The sequence below is a fragment of the Pseudomonas sp. PDM10 genome, assembly GCF_014852295.1.
Classification (GTDB): Bacteria; Pseudomonadota; Gammaproteobacteria; order Pseudomonadales; family Pseudomonadaceae; genus Aquipseudomonas.
In genome coordinates, this window is sequence record NZ_JACVBJ010000007.1 from 493,425 (window position 1) to 509,910 (window position 16,486).

General features: G+C 61.5%; 16 protein-coding genes. 8 read left to right on the plus strand and 8 right to left on the minus strand.

What is annotated here, in order from left to right; translation table 11 throughout:
• Positions 1-60: 60 nt before the first annotated feature.
• The 4 genes from IB252_RS25535 to IB252_RS25550 form a co-directional block, all read right to left on the minus strand.
• On the minus strand, positions 61-1,032 hold the full coding sequence (locus IB252_RS25535; protein WP_318652740.1) for an FAD:protein FMN transferase: 972 nt from the start codon (positions 1,030-1,032) through the stop codon (positions 61-63).
• Positions 1,016-3,196, minus strand: coding sequence for a PepSY domain-containing protein (locus IB252_RS25540; RefSeq protein ID WP_192410673.1), 2,181 nt, complete (start codon positions 3,194-3,196; stop codon positions 1,016-1,018). The genes IB252_RS25535 and IB252_RS25540 overlap by 17 nt, the downstream gene beginning before the upstream one ends.
• Positions 3,197-3,221: 25 nt before the next feature.
• Positions 3,222-3,692, minus strand: a complete 471-nt coding sequence (locus IB252_RS25545) for a DUF2271 domain-containing protein (RefSeq protein ID WP_192410674.1) — start codon at positions 3,690-3,692, stop codon at positions 3,222-3,224.
• A 92-nt stretch (positions 3,693-3,784) separates the two neighbouring features.
• A complete protein-coding gene (locus IB252_RS25550; protein ID WP_192410675.1) occupies positions 3,785-4,108 on the minus strand; it encodes a PepSY domain-containing protein in 324 nt (107 codons plus the stop codon).
• Positions 4,109-4,240: 132 nt separating this feature from the next.
• Here IB252_RS25550 and IB252_RS25555 point away from each other — a divergent pair, with 132 nt between their 5' ends.
• The 3 genes from IB252_RS25555 (at position 4,241) to IB252_RS25565 (ending at position 7,047) form a co-directional block, all read left to right on the plus strand.
• Positions 4,241-4,900, plus strand: a complete 660-nt coding sequence (locus IB252_RS25555) for a response regulator transcription factor (RefSeq protein WP_192410676.1) — start codon at positions 4,241-4,243, stop codon at positions 4,898-4,900.
• Complete coding sequence (locus tag IB252_RS25560) at positions 4,897-6,240, plus strand: sensor histidine kinase (RefSeq protein ID WP_192410677.1); 1,344 nt, start codon at positions 4,897-4,899, stop codon at positions 6,238-6,240. The genes IB252_RS25555 and IB252_RS25560 overlap by 4 nt, the downstream gene beginning before the upstream one ends.
• Before the next feature lie 123 nt (positions 6,241-6,363).
• Positions 6,364-7,047 (plus strand): phosphoribosyltransferase, encoded by a 684-nt coding sequence (locus IB252_RS25565; protein ID WP_192410678.1) that lies wholly within the window; start codon positions 6,364-6,366, stop codon positions 7,045-7,047.
• Position 7,048: 1 nt separating this feature from the next.
• Here IB252_RS25565 and IB252_RS25570 read toward each other — a convergent pair whose 3' ends face one another.
• The gene (locus IB252_RS25570; protein WP_192410679.1) at positions 7,049-7,804 is read right to left on the minus strand and encodes an SDR family oxidoreductase; all 756 of its coding nucleotides are present in this window, start codon (positions 7,802-7,804) and stop codon (positions 7,049-7,051) included.
• A 206-nt stretch (positions 7,805-8,010) separates the two neighbouring features.
• On the opposite strand from IB252_RS25570, the gene IB252_RS25575 reads away from it, so the two are divergent.
• Both IB252_RS25575 and IB252_RS25580 read left to right on the plus strand, forming a co-directional pair.
• Positions 8,011-8,580, plus strand: coding sequence for a YceI family protein (locus IB252_RS25575; RefSeq protein ID WP_192410680.1), 570 nt, complete (start codon positions 8,011-8,013; stop codon positions 8,578-8,580).
• 567 nt (positions 8,581-9,147) lie between these two features.
• Positions 9,148-9,837, plus strand: coding sequence for a GNAT family N-acetyltransferase (locus IB252_RS25580; RefSeq protein ID WP_192410681.1), 690 nt, complete (start codon positions 9,148-9,150; stop codon positions 9,835-9,837).
• Between the two features lie 578 nt (positions 9,838-10,415).
• Here the strand turns inward: IB252_RS25580 and IB252_RS25585 are convergent.
• Positions 10,416-11,546 (minus strand): P1 family peptidase, encoded by a 1,131-nt coding sequence (locus tag IB252_RS25585; protein WP_192410682.1) that lies wholly within the window; start codon positions 11,544-11,546, stop codon positions 10,416-10,418.
• Positions 11,547-11,719: 173 nt separating this feature from the next.
• Positions 11,720-12,823, minus strand: a complete 1,104-nt coding sequence (locus IB252_RS25590; RefSeq protein ID WP_134098844.1) for an extracellular solute-binding protein — start codon at positions 12,821-12,823, stop codon at positions 11,720-11,722.
• 111 nt (positions 12,824-12,934) lie between these two features.
• Here IB252_RS25590 and IB252_RS25595 point away from each other — a divergent pair, with 111 nt between their 5' ends.
• The gene (locus tag IB252_RS25595; protein ID WP_192410683.1) at positions 12,935-13,708 is read left to right on the plus strand and encodes a helix-turn-helix transcriptional regulator; all 774 of its coding nucleotides are present in this window, start codon (positions 12,935-12,937) and stop codon (positions 13,706-13,708) included.
• Positions 13,709-13,843: 135 nt separating this feature from the next.
• On the opposite strand, the gene IB252_RS25600 is transcribed toward IB252_RS25595, so the two are convergent.
• Positions 13,844-14,785 carry a class I SAM-dependent methyltransferase gene (locus IB252_RS25600; protein ID WP_192410684.1) on the minus strand — a complete coding sequence of 314 codons (942 nt, stop codon included), beginning with the start codon at positions 14,783-14,785 and terminating at the stop codon, positions 13,844-13,846.
• A gap of 268 nt (positions 14,786-15,053) precedes the next feature.
• Here IB252_RS25600 and IB252_RS25605 point away from each other — a divergent pair, with 268 nt between their 5' ends.
• Entirely contained in the window at positions 15,054-15,674 is a 621-nt protein-coding gene (locus IB252_RS25605) for a cytochrome b/b6 domain-containing protein (protein ID WP_111448804.1), read from the plus strand.
• Positions 15,671-16,456 carry a molybdopterin-dependent oxidoreductase gene (locus IB252_RS25610; protein WP_192410685.1) on the plus strand — a complete coding sequence of 262 codons (786 nt, stop codon included), beginning with the start codon at positions 15,671-15,673 and terminating at the stop codon, positions 16,454-16,456. Before IB252_RS25605 ends, IB252_RS25610 begins: the two co-directional genes overlap by 4 nt.
• Positions 16,457-16,486: the final 30 nt, after the last annotated feature.

The window sequence follows — 16,486 nt, forward strand, 5'->3', positions numbered from 1 at the left end:
GGACTCCCTGTCATTGGGCGGTTTAAATCGGACGGGTCTCGAGCGGTCCGGCAAATGGCGTCAGCGGGTTTCAATCTGCGCCTGCAACTGGCCGCCGACAATGGATATTTCTTTGAACTGTTCACCCTCGCGCAGCACGAACAACGCGTCCATCCCGCGCTCCTGAGCCAGGCGCGGGCCCTCGGTTTCGCCCAGGACCATCAGCGCCGTGGCCCAGGCATCGGCGAGCATGCACGAGGCCGCCACCACGGTGACGGCGGCGAGCGGGTTGCACAGCGGTGCGCCGGTGGCCGGGTTCATCGTATGAGCATAGGACTGACCGGCCACGTCCACCCAATGTCGATAGTCCCCGGAGGTCGCGATAGCGGCATCGCCAAGTTCCATCACGCCCATGACTTCACGCACGCCCCGGTTGGGCTTTTCCAGGGCCACGACCCAGCATTGGCCGTCAGGCTTGACGCCCCGGGCGCGCATCTCGCCATCGATGCCGACCAGGTAGCGGGTGATGCCCATGCCCTCCAGGCAACGCGCCAGTTCATCCACGCCAAAACCTTTGGCGATGCCACTCAAATCAAGGTTCAGCGGCACGCGCTTGCGCACCTGATTGCGTTGCGGGTCAACCACCAACGCGGCGCTGGCTGACAGCCGGGCGCCGGGCGCAATCGTGCCGATCGCTTGCTCGGTGACTGTCTGTTCCCCAGGGCCGAATCCCCAGGCGTTAACCAGATCACCGACAGCGATGTCGAAGGCGCCGCCGGATTGCTGACTGACACGCAGTGCAGCAGACAGCACCGTGGCCAGTTCCCTGGGCACGGCCACCCATTCCTGCTCGGGGGCAGCGTTGAGGCGGTTGAGGTCCGAGTCGGGTTTCCAGGTGGACATTTGCTGGTCCACCCGGGCCACGGCGCGCGCCAGGCGATGGCCAACGTCGTCGGTATCGATCCCGGCCCCGGCATAAAACAGGGCGGTGTAGCGGGTGCCCATGGTTTCGCCGTTCAGGCTATAGCGCTGCAACTCAGTAGACGTCTTCACGGTAGCGTCCTTGTGCCTTGAGCGTCAGCACACTCAGGTTGAGAGGTGCCAACACTTCATCGAGGGCCTGCATCACGCCTTTGGCCATTTCGCGGCTGCCGCACACCAGCACCTGGGCACCTTTTTCAATCAGTCGGCGCAAGGCAAGGGCATCGCTGATCAGTCGGTCTTGCACGTAGCTGCGGTCCTGAACCTGAGAGAAGGCGGCGCGCAGTGCCGTGAGGCGTCGGTCCGACAAGTATTGGTTGAGCTCCGGTTCATAGAGGAAATCCGAGGCCGGGTTGCGCCCGCCCCAATACAAGTGCATCGGGTGTCGGGCCTTGTTGTTGCGGATAAAACCGGCCAGAGGACCGATGCCGGTACCGGCGCCGATCAGGATCACCGGGTGCGTGCCCGATGCCGGGCGAAATTGCGGGTTGGGCTGGATAAAGGCTTCGATCTGCGCGCCGATGTTCAGGCCATGAAGGAATTCCGAGCACATGCCGCCGTTGTGTTTACGCACGCAGATCTCCAGCACGCCATCCTGCGAGCCGCTGGCCAGTGAGTAGAAACGCGGGATCGGGCTGCCTGGGGGCAGAATCCCGACCAGGTCACCGGCCAGAAAGCCCGGCAACTCGCCGGCGGCTTTGAAGCGCAGTATGTGGGTCGGCGCATTCACCTGTTCGCCATAGGCAATCCGCTCTGTCAGCTGCAATTGATGGGTACGCGGCTGCTGCGGGGTGTGAACCAGCGTCAGGTCCTGCCCCAACACTTCGCCCAACGCGTGGCCCCAGCGCGCAAATTCCTGAGAGGACTGGCGGTTGATGGTTTCGAGGCCCAGTAACGGCGAGCCACCTGCCTGCAACAGTGCGTCCTGTACCTGATGGGCGTACTGACAGAACTGCGCAAACTGGCGGTCGCCCAGGCCCAGCACCGCAAAGGGCAGGCCGGGCTTGAGGCCGGTTTTGCCCAGCCGGGCCAGGAACTGCGAAGCCGAGGCCGGCGCATCGCCGTCACCGTGGGTCGCGGTGAGGATGAACACCCGTTGGGCATTGCGGTAATCGCCGACCCATTCATTCATCGCCGCGCTATGCACCTGATGGCCATTCTGGTGCAAGGCGTCGTGCAAGGTTTTGGCGAAACCCCAGGTGCTGTTGTTTTCGCTACCCACCAGAATCACGCTGTCGGCTGAGTGGGCAGGGCTGTTGTGGCGGATGTTCGGGCCAGCCTTGCGGCGGCGCCACCACAACAGGATGCCGGTCACGCTCATCAACGGCACGCAGAGGGCGCAGAGCCCCAGCGGCAGGCCCAGCCACCAGAGGCCTTCGCCGGTGTGCAGCTGATAGATCAATTCGTAGAGGTTGTGCATCGAGTCGTGGGCTTGATAGGACAGCAAAGCGCCGCTGGCCTGATCCACGTAGCCGTCGCCCTGGGCCGTGCGCAGGGAAAACACGTCTTGCGCATTATTGGGGCTGGGGTAGACCAGCTCGCGCAGGTCGTTCAGGTCGGTGGCCTGCAAGGCTTGCAGCTTCGCCACCGGCAAGGCCGGGCCGGCGCTGACGTGGGCGGGGAAGGCGGGTTCACTTTGACTGCCGTCGGCGATCAAACCAAAGGTGGTGGCGGACATGTAGAGCCCGGTCAATGCCGACAGCAGCAGCCCGAGCAAGGCCAGTCGCCCGACTTCAGCATGCCAGCGCTGGCTGAAGGTGCCCCGCAGTGGCCGCAGCAGGTTGCGCCAGCCGCCCAGGCGCCGGGCCAGCAATAGCGCACCGGACACCGACAGCATCAGCATGAACAGCGCGCCGACACCTGACACTCCATGACCTGGCGTGCCAAGGAACATCGAGCGGTGCAGCTCTTTCACCCAACGTGAGAACGCGGAGGGCTCGTAAGGTGCGAGGCCTTGGCCGGTCAGTGGGTCGACCTTTTGTGCCCCGGCCTGGCCGTTCTGGTTGTAGTAGACGATCACCGTGCCGGACGCTGAGCGCTGAATCTGCTCCACGCCCGGGAAGTGGTTGGCAACGCGCCCGGCCAGTTGGCCGACGTTGAGTTGTCCGGCGGGAGTGGACGTGCTGTGCAGGCGTTCCAGGGCCGGGTCGACAGACAGGATCGCGCCGCTGATGGCCAACAACATGACCAACAGGGCAGCGATCAGGCCAGGTAGGGAATGGAACTGACGAAGCATGTTCAGCCTCCAGTAATGGCGGGTGCTACAGATCGTAAGTAAAGGCGTCGACGTAGGTACTGCCGGTCGCCGGCTTGCCTGCGCCCTTGGACGTCAGGGGCACGCTGACATCGGCGCGGGCGTCACGTTTGTCCTCGACGGCGCTGTCGATGCGGATCTGATACCCGGCATCAATCAGGGTGTCTGCCAGTTCGACGCTGACTTTCAGCGTGCGTCCACTGCCGACACTGGCGCCGCTGACCCCGTCAAACTCGCTTGGGCTCATCCCGCTGCCACGGGCCCAGTCGCCCAGGTGCTTGTAATATTTGGCCTTCTTGCCGGCCACCCAGAGGGTTTTCTGGTATTGGCCATTGGCGTCGGTGACGTAGATCGCCAGGTAGGCATCATTGCCGCTGTAGTCCTTGAGCTGTGTGGTCAAGGTTACTTCACGGGCCTGGGCCAGCCCCGGCAGGGCAATGGCGCCGACGAGGCAAGTTGCTGCGATGATCTTTTTCATGGCGGTGTCCTTTTGATCGTTAGGTCGAGAGCCTGGACCTGCTTGCTGACAGCAACCTGAAGCGCAGGAAAAACTCATCGACAGGTGAGGCGTCATTCGGTGAGCGGAGTGCCGAGGTAGTCCCTGGCATCGCCGTCGTCCCGGAAATGGATCTCGAGTGTGTGCAGGCGCAGCGATGCCGGTGAATAGCTGGCTTCGATGGCATTGCCTTTGCGGTCCAACCCCTTGAGCTCGTAACAACCGTCGTCGACCTTGATCCGCTGCACGCTCCAGCCGTACTGCCGCTCTACCTGCTGACGCAAGGTTTCGCGCGGTTGCCAGTCGCTCACCGGGTCGCTGCAGTCGTCATCGGCCAGGGCATAGCCGCTGAGTAGCAGACTCAACAGCGCGGCATGGGCAATAAAACCTGATTTCATGATCTGTCTCCTGCCGAGATCGGCGTCTGTGGCATACCCTAAGGTGCATTCCTGACAACCAGCTGAATCTTCAGATTCACGTCAGGTAAGGCGTTTAAGGTGCTGCACGACAACCATCACAGGAGGTGCCAGATGCGGGTTTTATTGGTCGAGGACGCACAAGGGTTGGGGGAGGCGGTGCGCGAACAGATCGCCGATGACGGCCACGCAGTCGATTGGGTGCAGCGCCTGGACCATGCGCGCAACAGCGTACGCACCACGCCTTATGACCTGATCCTGCTGGACCTGATGCTCCCGGACGGTCGTGGGCTGGATTTTTTGCGTCAGCAACGCTTGGCAGGGGACGTGACCCCGGTGATTATCCTGACTGCCCAGGATCAGATTTCCGATCGTATCGCTGGCCTCAATGCCGGCGCCGACGACTACCTGGTCAAACCGTTCGACCTGTTTGAGCTCTCGGCCCGTGTGGCGGCGGTGGCTCGGCGTTATAGCGGCAATCCCAATCCGCAGATCAAGCTCGGTGATTTGCAGATCGACATGAGTGCCCGTACGGTGCAGCGGGCCGGTGCGACGGTGGATCTCACCGCGCGGGAGTGGGCGCTGTTCGAGGCGTTTGTGCAGCGCCCCAGCGCGTTGCTGTCCAAGTCGCAGCTGGAAGAACGGTTGTATGCCTTCGGTGCCGAAATCGAGAGCAATACCATCGAGGTCTATATCAGCCGTCTGCGTAAAAAACTCGGGCGCGACCTGATTGAAACCGTGCGCGGCATGGGCTATCGGTTGATGTCCGCATGAAGCCGCCGTCAAGCCTGCAAAAACGTCTCGGCCTGGGGTTGACGTTAGGCACGACCCTGCTTTGGCTGGCGGCGACCGTCGGCGCCTGGTTGGTGGTGCAACATGAATTGAACGAGGCGTTCGACAGTGCGCTGGAAGAGACTGCGCAGCGCATCTTGCCCTTGGCCGTGCTGGAAATCAGCAACCGGGAAAAACCCCGTGAAGCGCAGCATGTCGCCACCCTGAAAATGCACAATGAATACCTGACGTATCTGGTGCGCGATGCCAAGGGCGAGATCCTGATGCAGTCCCACGACGCCAACCCGAAGATCTTCAACAAACAACCGGTCGAAGGCTTTTCAACTACTAAAAAATACCGTCTGTACGGCGCCAGTGCGCTGCGTGAGACGGTGTTCATCGAAATCGCCGAACCTCTGAAACATCGCCGTGAAGCCGCGCGGGAAGCGTTGCTTGCCTTGTTGTTGCCATTGCTGGCGCTGATTCCCATCAGCCTGTTTGGCACCTGGATGTTTGTACGCCTCAGCCTGCGCAGTGTATTGGCCTATCGGCGTGCCGTGGAGGCGCGCGGCGTGGGTGATCTGTCGCCGATCAACGTGGCGCGATTGCCAGCTGAAATCGGCCCGCTGGCCGAGGCGGTCAATCATCTGCTGGAGCGCTTGCGCAAGGCTTTGGAGGCCGAGCGCAGCTTTACGGCCAACAGCGCCCATGAACTGCGCACGCCACTGGCTGCGACCCTGGCACAGGTCCAGCGTTTGCATCACGAAGCGCCCGAAGGCCCGTTGCGGTTACGCGCGGCTAAAATCGAAAACTCGTTGCGCGAACTGACGCGGCTCTCGGAAAAACTCATGCAACTGGCCAAGGCCGAGGGGGGGGGGCTGTTGTCCGAAACGCCTCAGGACCTCATTCCGTTGCTGGCCCATGTGGTCGATGAGTGGAACCACAACAGTGGGCACCGGATCGAGTTGCACCTGCCAACCCAGGCCAGTGTGTATTCGGCGATTGATCCGGACGCCTTCGCCATCCTGTTGCGCAACTTGATCGAGAACGCGCTCAAGTACGGCGCGGCGGATCAACCGGTCGAAGTCAGCCTCACCGACCAAGCGATGCTGCGGGTGGTCAATGGTGGCCCGGCGGTGCCCGAGCCGGTGTTGCGGCGCCTTACCGAGCGCTTTGTGCGGGGTAACAGTGAAACCAGCGGGTCAGGGTTGGGGTTGGCGATTGCCAAAACCATTGTGCAGGGTGTCAACGCGAAAATAAGGCTGGTATCGCCAGCGACAGGTCGAACGGATGGATTCGAAGTTTGCATCTGGTTTGCGCTCGCGGCGAATGTCGAAGGCTGAGGGCACTTGATAAAGGGCAGGAGCGCTATGGCCAAGCTTGATGTCCGCCACCGTCAGATCGACAATCCATGAGTGACCGTGTGATGCGAACCGACAGGCGTGATCGCCTGAGGAGGTTTTCAAATGAGTCCCTCATCGCCCACCCTCCTGCAGGACCGAGCCGCTGCCGGGCGACGTCTGGTGGAACCGCTGCTCAAGTACGCGCATCGCCCCGATGTCATCATCCTCGCCTTGCCCCGTGGCGGTGTGCCGGTCGCTTATGAAGTGGCCGCTGCACTGGACGTTCGTCTGGACCTGATGCTGGTGCGCAAGCTGGGCGTTCCGTCTCATCAAGAGTTCGCCATGGGCGCCATCGCCAGCGGCGGCATCCAAATCCTCAATGAGCACGCACTTCGGGTTCACCCGATTGACCCGGCCACGTTCGATGAGGTGGTCGCACGGGAAACCCGGGAGTTATTGCGTCGCGAGAAGGTTTACCGGGGAACACGCGCGCCTGTGCAACTCAAGGATCAGGTGGTGATCCTGATCGACGACGGCCTGGCGACGGGCGCCTCGATGTTGGCGGCGATCCACGCGGTGCGTGCGCAAGCGCCGTCTCGCATCGTCGTCGCCGTGCCGGTGGCGCCGATTGAGACGGCGGAAGCGCTGCGCAGTGAGGTGGATGAGCTGATATGCCCGATCATTCCCGACTGGCTGATGTCGATCAGCCGTTGGTACATGGACTTTACCCAGACCTCGGATGCCGAGGTCATCAAGCTGTTGCAGCGGGCGTGGCAGCGAGAGTCCAGCGCCGCTCAGCACTGGTGACTCAAGAGGGATGCGCGATCTCTAGCCAGTCTTCAAACCGGGTCGCTCCAACAATGGGGTTATCGCCGGGGGTGAGGGACTTGTCATTGATCGGGGCGCCGAAGTAAGGAACCGTGTCATCCGGGACGGCTTCGCGCGGGTCGTTGGTGTGTTTCAGGTACTCACTCACGAACTCGACGATGGGGCGGCGATCGGGACCTGCCACTTCCACGGTCTGATTGATCGGCGCTTGTTGAGCGATAGCCGTCAGTGCTGCGGCGACATCCACCGAGGCCACCGGTTGCAGGGCGGCGGAGGATAAATGGATGGTGTTGCCGTCCTCGCGACCTGAGTAAGCAATGGCACCAATGAATTCGAAGAACTGCGTGGCTCGCAGGATGGTGTAGGGAACACCCGAGGCCTTGATGAGTTTTTCCTGGGCCATTTTGGCCCGGAAGTAACCACTGTCGAGCATCCGTTCGGTGCCCACGACGGACAGGGCAACATGGTGTTTGGTGCCGGCTACCTTCTCGGCAGCGAACAGGTTATGCCCGGCGGTCTCAAAGAAATGCAACGCCGCGTGATCCTCGAATGAAGGGGAGTTGGCCACGTCGACCACCACGTCGGCGCCCTTGAGCGCGTCCGCCAGGCCTTCGCCGGTGATGACGTTGATGCCGGTACTCGGTGACGCTGATATGACTTCATGCCCCAGATCCTGTAGGTTCTTGCAGACTTTGCTGCCGATCAGCCCGCTTCCTCCGATGATGACGAATTTCATGGCCGGTCTCCCGATGCGGTGTGTTGGGACTGTCATTAAACACCCTGGCAGCGGTCCTATCGGGGCGGCCATTGGCGTGGGCCGACAGGTGGTCGGAAGTCTGAGCCGCCGGTGGAATTAACGGCGTTTGTTTGCTTTAGTCCACCTATTGCTGGCTCACGTGTGCGGCACCTCAGCTCATGACGGGAGCCCAACCGGAGAGCCCCATGAAACACCGATTCCCGACCTGCGCCGTGCTGGTGGCCGCCCTTGCATTCGGCGCGTTGCCTTGTGTCCAGGCGGTCGAATACACGCAGGTCAATGAAACCGCCAGTACGATTTCCTTCACGTATAAACAGTTCTCTTCGCGGGTGTACGGTACGTTCCACAAGTTCGAGGCCACGCTTGATTTCGACACGGCGCACCCGTCGGCAGGCCGGGCCGCGCTCACCATCCAGCTCGACAGCATCGACGCCGGAAGCAGCGACGCCAACAGCGAACTGCAAAAACCAGCCTGGTTCGACACGGCAACGTATCCAGTGGCGACGTTTGAATCGACCGGCGTGAAAGTGCTGGGCAACAACCGTTACTCGATCACCGGCAAACTCACGCTCAGGGGTATCACCCATGAAGTGGAGGTGCCGGTACTCTTGAAGGCCGAGAACGCCATCGGGATTTTCGATGGCCAGTTAACCCTCAAGCGCAGCGACTTCAAAATCGGTGAAGGCGAATGGGCCGACGGTGTTGTCTCGGACAAGATCAATATCCGGTTTCGGATGGTTGCGCCGCAGCGGTAACTCGGCCATCGCGAGTCAGGAGGCTGGTTCATCAGTGACGGTCGACGATCGTTCCCACGCTCCCGCGTGGGAATGCCTCAACGGACGCTCTGCGTTCGGCTCCGGAAGGGACGCGGAGCGTCCCGGGCTGCATTCCCACGCAGAGCGTGGGAACGATCATTAAGGGGTATCGCGAGTCATGAGGCTGGCTCATCAGTGACGGTCGACGATCGTTCCCACGCTCCCGCGTGGGAATGCCTCAACGGACGCTCTGCGTTCGGCTCCAGAAGGGACGCGGAGCGTCCCGGGCTGCATTCCCACGCAGAGCGTGGGAACGATCATTAAGGGGTATCGCGAGTCATGAGGCTGGCTCATAAGTGACGGTCGACGATCGTTCCCACGCTCCCGCGTGGGAATGCCTCAACGGACGCTCTGCGTTCGGCTCCGGAAGGGACGCGGAGCGTCCCGGGCTGCATTCCCACGCAGAGCGTGGGAACGATCATGCTGCGGCGCACGCTGTCCCGGCACGTTATGATAGGCACGCCCGCGAACACACTCTTCACGTCCGCCCCAGAGTCAGAGCCACGAATGCCCCAGATCACCCATTTCAAAACCCCGTGCCCCGAGCACATCAATAGCCAGATCCTGCAGATGGTGGTCGATTACCTGACCGACATCAGCATGGTCGCTATCGCGCCGAGCAACCTGTTGTACAACGTGTACCAGTACGCGATCGGCTACGAGGTTCACCTCTATCTGGAGGCGTTGAACGGGGCGAAAGGGATTGCGGTGGAGTTGCTCGTCGCGACCGACGAAGACGATCCGGAGAAGGTCATCGGCTTCCTGCTGTACCTGCCGGTCAAGGACGATCCCGATGCATGCGGTGTCGCGTATATGGCGGTGAGTGCCAGCCATCGGCGCCAAGGTATTGCCCGGCGGATGCTGCAGGAAATGGTCGGCCGCTACCCGCATGCCGAACTGACGTGCGCGGTGGCCAAGGTGCCGTATTTTGAGGCCATGGGGTTTCAGGTGGTGGGCGTGCGCGCGACTCAAGTGCTGATGAACACCCGCGATCACGGCAGCGACGGCTTGATGGCTCTGCTGGACGTGGCGCCGATCTACAGCTCGCTGGAGGTACGGCAGATTCATACCTATCTGCTGCAAAAACACGGCAAACGCGCGATGCTCGATGCGGAAAAACAGCGTGACCGGCATCTGGACCAGATGACGCGCAAAGCCAATGAATTTGTCCGCGAGCGCCTGGGTGAACTCGGTTAACTGTGGGAGCGGGCTTGCTCCGGGCGGCGTTCCGACGAAGGCGGTGGGTCAGGCAACAATTATGTCGACTGACACTCCCTCTTCGCGAGCAAGCCCGCTCCCACAAGGGATTTTTATTGTCTTTTAGATAGCGCAAAGCCCGGCCAAATGCCGTAATGCTGTTCACTTAAGACATTCTTCAGTCGAGCTAGAACCTGTGGCGAGGGGATTTAGCGAAACGTCGCACCGCCCCGTTCGGCTGCGAAGCAGTCGTAATCCAGACAACTTAGTCTGTCTGAAAAGACGCTGGGGCCGCTTCGCAGCCCAACGGGGATAAATCCCCTCGCCACAAATGTGGACGCCGCGCTTAAGTGAACAGTATTACGGCCAAATGCCGGGCTTTTTCTTGTCTGGAAATCGTGCAGATAAAAAAGAGCCTCAAAGCTCTTTGATGGGGAGGAAGAAGAGCCCTCGAGGCTCAAGATGCGCATGAAACAAGTGGTGAGCTTGGTAGGGGTTCATTTCACTCACCACTTACGCAACGGCTTGAGTCAACAAGCGGCTGCGTAGAATCATCGTAGAAAGTTGGGGGTTGGCGCTCAAGTACCGCTAGTCGAATCCCCTGGCCACCCGGCTCGACGCAAGGCGTTGAGCAGCGTCCCGGCGTCCAGTCCCGGCACCGCATGGCCATTGCCCTCGGCGGTGTCGGAGGCCAGCAAGGCATTGATGATCGCTTCCTCCACCGCCTCGGTGGCGGCCAGGAACAACTCGCTGATGTGGTCGTTGTTGACCATGCTCAGGTTGTCGGTGGTCGGCGCACGCTTGCTCTCGTAAGCGGCCGGCGGCACGTGCTGGTTGCCGGTGGCGAAGGCGATGAAGATGTCTCCGCTGTGGTCTTCATTGCCGCCGCCGGTGCGGGCCAGGCCGAGGCTGGCGCGCTGCGCGAGGCGCGTGCACTGGTGCGGCAGCAACGGCGCATCGGTGGCCAGGCAGACGACAATCGAGCCCATGCCCGGATGCGGCAAGGACGCCTTGAGGAACGGCGAGTCGGCCTTTTCCATGTAACGCCCGACCGGGTAGCCGTCGACGCGCAGTTCGTTGCGGATGCCATGGTTGGCCTGGACGATGGCGCCGACGGTCCAGCCGCCCTGAGCACTGTTCAGACGCCGCGAAGCGGTGCCGATTCCGCCCTTGAATTCGTGGCAGATCATGCCGCTGCCGCCGCCGACGGCGCCTTCGATCACCGGACCACCCACCGCCGTGCGCAGGGCTTCGTCCACATGCTCTGGCTTCACATGGAAACCGTTGATGTCGTTGAGCAGACCGTCAAAGGTTTCCAGCACCACTGGCATGTTCCAGTAGAGTCGCCCGTCATCGGGCTGGTTCTGGCGATCCAGCGTCACCAGCGCATCGCGCACCACACCCAGGCTGTGGGTGTTGGTGAAGGCGATCGGGCTGGTCAAAAGGCCTGCTTCGCGAATCCACTCAAGGCCGGTCGCATCACCGTTGCCATTGAGCACATGGACGCCGGCAAAGCACGGTTGCAGGCTGGTGGAACCGGCACGCGGTTCGATCACTGTGACGCCGGTCAGGATGTCGCGGCCGTTCGCCGTGCGTCCTCGCACATTGCTGTGGCCGACCCGTACGCCAGGCACATCGGTGATGGCGTTGAGCGGACCGGGTTGCAGTTGGCCGAACTGGATGTTCAGGTCGCGGGCACGTGGTTTCATCGTTTCTCTCGTCTCATGGCAGAAAAAGTGGGTCAGGTTGGGCGCGAAACCTGTGGGAGCGAGCCTGCTCGCGATAGCGTTGGGTCAGTCGCCATCAGTGTTAAAGGTGATGGCCTCATCGCGAGCAGGCTCGCTCCCACATTGGATTGCGTTTGGCTGACGGGTATCTGGAGTTACTGACCGTTTTTGACTTTGCTCCAGATCCGCGTCCGCACGCGCTCGGTGGCGGGCGGCAGAGGCTGAAGGGTGAATAACGTGGCCATGGCTTCGGCGGACGGATACACGGCCGGATTGTTGCGGGTCGCTTCGGCCACCAGCGGCGTCGCGCTGCGGTTGCCGTTGGGGTAGGAGAGGTGATCACTGACCGGCGCGATGACTTCAGGGCGCATCAGGTAGTCGATGAAGGCCAAACCCTGTTCCGGGTGCGGCGCGTCCTTGAGCAATACCAACGTGTCGAACCACACCGGCGCGCCTTCCTTCGGCAAGCTGTAGGCGATCTTCACGCCGTTGTTCGCCTGCTCGGCAGTGTTCTTGGCTTCCAGCATCGCGCCGGACCAACCCACCGCCACGCAGATGTTGCCGTTGGCCAGGTCGCTGATGAACTTGGACGAGTTGAAGTAGGCAATGTGCGGGCGCAGCTTGAGCAGCAGAGCCTCGGCCTTTTTGTAGTCTTCGGGGTTGGTGCTGTTGGGTGGCAGACCGAGGTAGTGCAGGGCGACCGGCAGCATCTCGGCCGGCGAGTCGAGCATGGCCACGCCACACTGACCGAGCTTGGCCAGGTTCGCTTCGTTGAACACCAGGTCCCAGGAATCCACCGGCGCCTTGTCGCCCAGCGCGGCGCGGACCTTGTCGATGTTGTAGCCGATGCCGTTGGTGCCCCACAGATACGGCACGGCGTACTGGTTGCCTGGATCGTTGTGGGCCAGTTTCGCCAGCAGGTCAGCGTCCATGTTTTTGAAGTCGGGCATCTGAGCGTGGGGCAGAGGTGCAAGGGCGCCGGCCTTGATCAGGGTCGGCAAGCTGAAGTTGCTGGCCACCACCACGTCGTATCCGCTGCGGCTGGTGAGCAATTTGCCCTCCAGCACTTCGGCGCTGTCGAAGGTGTCGTAGACCGGCGCGATCCCGGTGTCACGCTTGAAATCCTGCAGGGTCGTGGGACCTATGTAGTCATACCAGTTGTAGACGTGAACCGTCGGGCCGTCGGCGGCAACCGCCGATAGCGAGACCGACAGACAGGCGCCCAGTCCAAGATTGATATACGAGCGGTGACGACTCATGATGCGGCACTCCTGGCCTGCTGCAGGCCGGTGATGATCAGGTGCTTGCAGCGTATCGGCCGGGAGTGGACTCACCCATTCCCATCATGGGTTACTCGAAAGGGGTATGGCGTGGACGCGTTGTTGAAAGAGTTACCGGTGCACCAGGGGCTGGCGCGGGTATTTGGTGCCTTGGGGCAGGACGGGTTCTGGCGTGCGCTGGTCGACACGCTGCGGCTGCTGGTGCCGATGGACAACGCGTTGGTTGCGGTCATGCGGGCCGGGCGGGTGCCGCGTCTGCTGATCGACTTCGACTCAAAGGACGGTGCTGCCGAGCATGAAGAACTGGCGGACTACAGCGCCGGCATGTACCTGCTCGATCCGTTTTATCAGGCCGCTTGTGCCGGCATTGCCGACGGCTTGCACAGCCTCGAATCGGTGGCCCCCGACCAGTTCCAGCAGAGCGAGTATTACCTGAGCTATTTCCGCACGGTGGTGGGCGGTGACGAGTTGCAGTTCATGGTCAACGTCGAGGGCGCCGTGCTCGGTTTGTCGTTGGGACGCTCGACGCGATTCACGCTGGAGGAACAGGGCCGCCTGCTTTGCGTGCGCGATTGGGTGCTGGCGGCGATGCGCCGTCACCTGCAATTGATGCCCCCGGAAGGACCGGCCACCGAGGCGGTGGCCGGAGATCTGGCGACCCTGCTGGATCGTTTCGACGCGCGCCTGTCAGTACGGGAAATCGAAACGGCGCGCCTGATTCTTCAGGGCTTCTCAAGCAAGGCCATCGCCCAGCAGATGGGCATTTCCCCGGAGACGGTGAAGGTGCACCGGCGCAATCTCTATCACAAGCTCAATGTGAATGGGCATGGTGAGTTGTTTGCGTTGGTGTTGCAGCCGCGTTGACTGGGGGGAGTACTGCAAGTCTCCTGTGGGAGCCGGCTCCGGGCGGCGATCTGACGAAGAGGCCGGCACATTCAATACTGATGTCGGTTGATACGACGCCTTCGCGAGCAGGCTCGCTCCCACAGAAAACAGAACTCAATCCTCCAGCCTGAACACCAAAGCCTTCAACCCGCATTCAACATCGGCATCGGGAAATTCCGGCGGATTGTCCAGCCGTTGCTCGAACCGCAGGCTCGGTGCTTCGCGGGTGACGCCGTCGATGAGGAAGTCCGCACCAAACGCCGGATCGTTCATGCACGCCAGCACCGTGCCCTGAGGGCTGAGCAATTCCGGCAGTCGGCGCAGCACGCGCTGGTAGTCCTTGGTCAGCAGAAAACTGCCTTTCTGAAAGGACGGTGGGTCGATGATTACCAGGTCGTAAGGGCCCTTGCCGATCACTTTGCCCCAGGATTTGAACAGGTCATGACCGAGAAACGTCACCTTGCTCAGGTCGTGGCCGTTGAGCCGGTGATTGTCGCGGCCACGGCTCAGGGCCGGGCTGGACATGTCCAGATTGACCACGTGCGTCGCCCCCCCTTCGATGGCCGCTACCGAGAACCCGCAGGTGTAGGCGAACAGATTCAGCACGCGCTTGCCCTGGGCATTGGCCCGCACCCAATCGCGGCCGTAACGCATGTCGAGGAACAGGCCGGTGTTCTGTTTGCGGCCCAGGTCCACCCGGTAATGCAGGCCGCCCTCGGTGATCGTCATCTCGTCGATCGCGTCCCCCAACAGCCACTCGGTGGTGCTTTGCAGCAGGTAGCGATGTTGCAGCAAGAGCGTATGCGCGCCGGATTGCGTCCACGCCGGCGATTGCGTGAGGTCCATCAGCTCGTGTTTCAACGCTTCCAGCTGCGACGCTTCGGGTTCCTTGAACAGCGACACCAGCACCACGCCCTGCAACCAGTCGACGGTCAATTGCTCCAGCCCCGGCCAGCACCGGCCACGGCCGTGGAACAGCCGGCGGGTTTCGGCGGGGGCAGTGGCCAGGGCCGTCAGTAAATGGTCGTGGAGGGTGGAGAGGGCGTCAGCGTTCATCGGGCAGGGCCAGCAATTTGTTGGGGCGGCATTTTAACCACAATTGAGCCAAGGGCGGACCACGCCAAAAAACTGTGGGAGCGAGCCTGCTCGCGATAGCGGCATTACATTCAACATAGGTGTTGACTGACCCACCGCCATCGAGAGCCGGCTCACTCCCACAGGTTATAGGGGGGTAGTTATCACGTTTAATTTAACTTTACGTGAGGATTTGGCGATCTGTCGGCTTGCATAATCGGCTCCAACGATCAACCGCCAGGAGCCCATCATGTCGCAGCTACCTGCTCCACCTACGGTCAGCAGCCATCCCCGCTGGCTACGGCTGACCCATTGGCTGAACGCCCTGGCGGTGCTGGTCATGGTGACCAGCGGTTGGCGAATCTATAACGCTTCCCCGCTGTACGATTTCAGTTTTCCCAAAACGATCACCTTGGGTGGCTGGCTCGGCGGCGCATTGCAATGGCATTTCGCGGCGATGTGGTTCCTGGTCATCAATGGCCTTGTCTACCTGATCATCAACCTCGTCAGCGGTCGTCTGAAACGGCGCTTTTTCCCGGTTTCGCCTAAAGGTGTCCTGCATGACCTGTGGGCGGCATTGCGGGGCCGATTGGGGCATGCCGATCTGAGTCATTACAACCAGGTGCAACGGGTGGCGTACCTGTTCGTGATGGTCGACATCACGCTGCTGGTGATTTCCGGGCTGGTGTTGTGGAAGTCCGTCCAGTTTCCGCTGTTGCGTGAACTGCTGGGCGGCTACGAAGGCGCGCGGCACGTGCATTTCATCGCGATGTCGCTGTTGGTGGCCTTTGTCGCGGTTCATCTGGTGATGGTCGCGCTGGTTCCCAAAACATTGTGGGCCATGATTGTCGGTCGCAAGGAGGTCGTATGAAAAAGCGCATTCAAGGCTCAGGCCTGGACGAGTCGTCCATCCTGACAGACGCCAGAAAGATTCTCGCCCCGCAGATCGAGGACCGCTCACGACGCTCGTTCCTGTTGCGTGGCCTGACCCTCGGCGGCGTGGCCATGTTGTCCGGCTGCAACCTTACCGACAACGAGAGCGTCGAAACCGCGTTGTCCTCCATGTCCCGCTTCAACGATCGGGTGCAGGGCTGGCTGTTCAATCCCAACGCTCTGGCACCGACTTATCCCGAGTCAATGATCACCCGGCCATTTCCGTTCAATGCCTTTTACGGCATCGACGAGGCGCCGACGGTGGAGGAAGAGAGTTATCGACTGGAAGTGACCGGCATGGTCGCCGACAAGCGCAGCTGGCGGCTCGAAGAACTGCGCGCCATGGCCCAGACCGAACAGATTACCCGACACATCTGCGTCGAAGGCTGGAGCGCGATCGGGCGGTGGGGCGGCGTGCGGTTCAGCGACTTCCTGAGACGGATCGGTGCCGACACGGATGCCAAATATGTCGGCTTCAAATGCGCGGACGACTACTACACCAGCATCGACATGGCCACCGCATTGCATTCGCAAACCTTGTTGACGCTGACCTATGACGGCGCGGTGCTGCCTCGCCAGTACGGCTTCCCGATGAAGCTGCGCATGCCTACCAAGCTGGGCTACAAGAATCCCAAACATATTCAGGCGCTTTTCGTCACCAACACCTATCCGGGTGGCTACTGGGAAGACCAGGGCTACAACTGGTTCGGTGGCAGCTGATGGCGCCTGGCCACTTCACTGCGCAGCGCC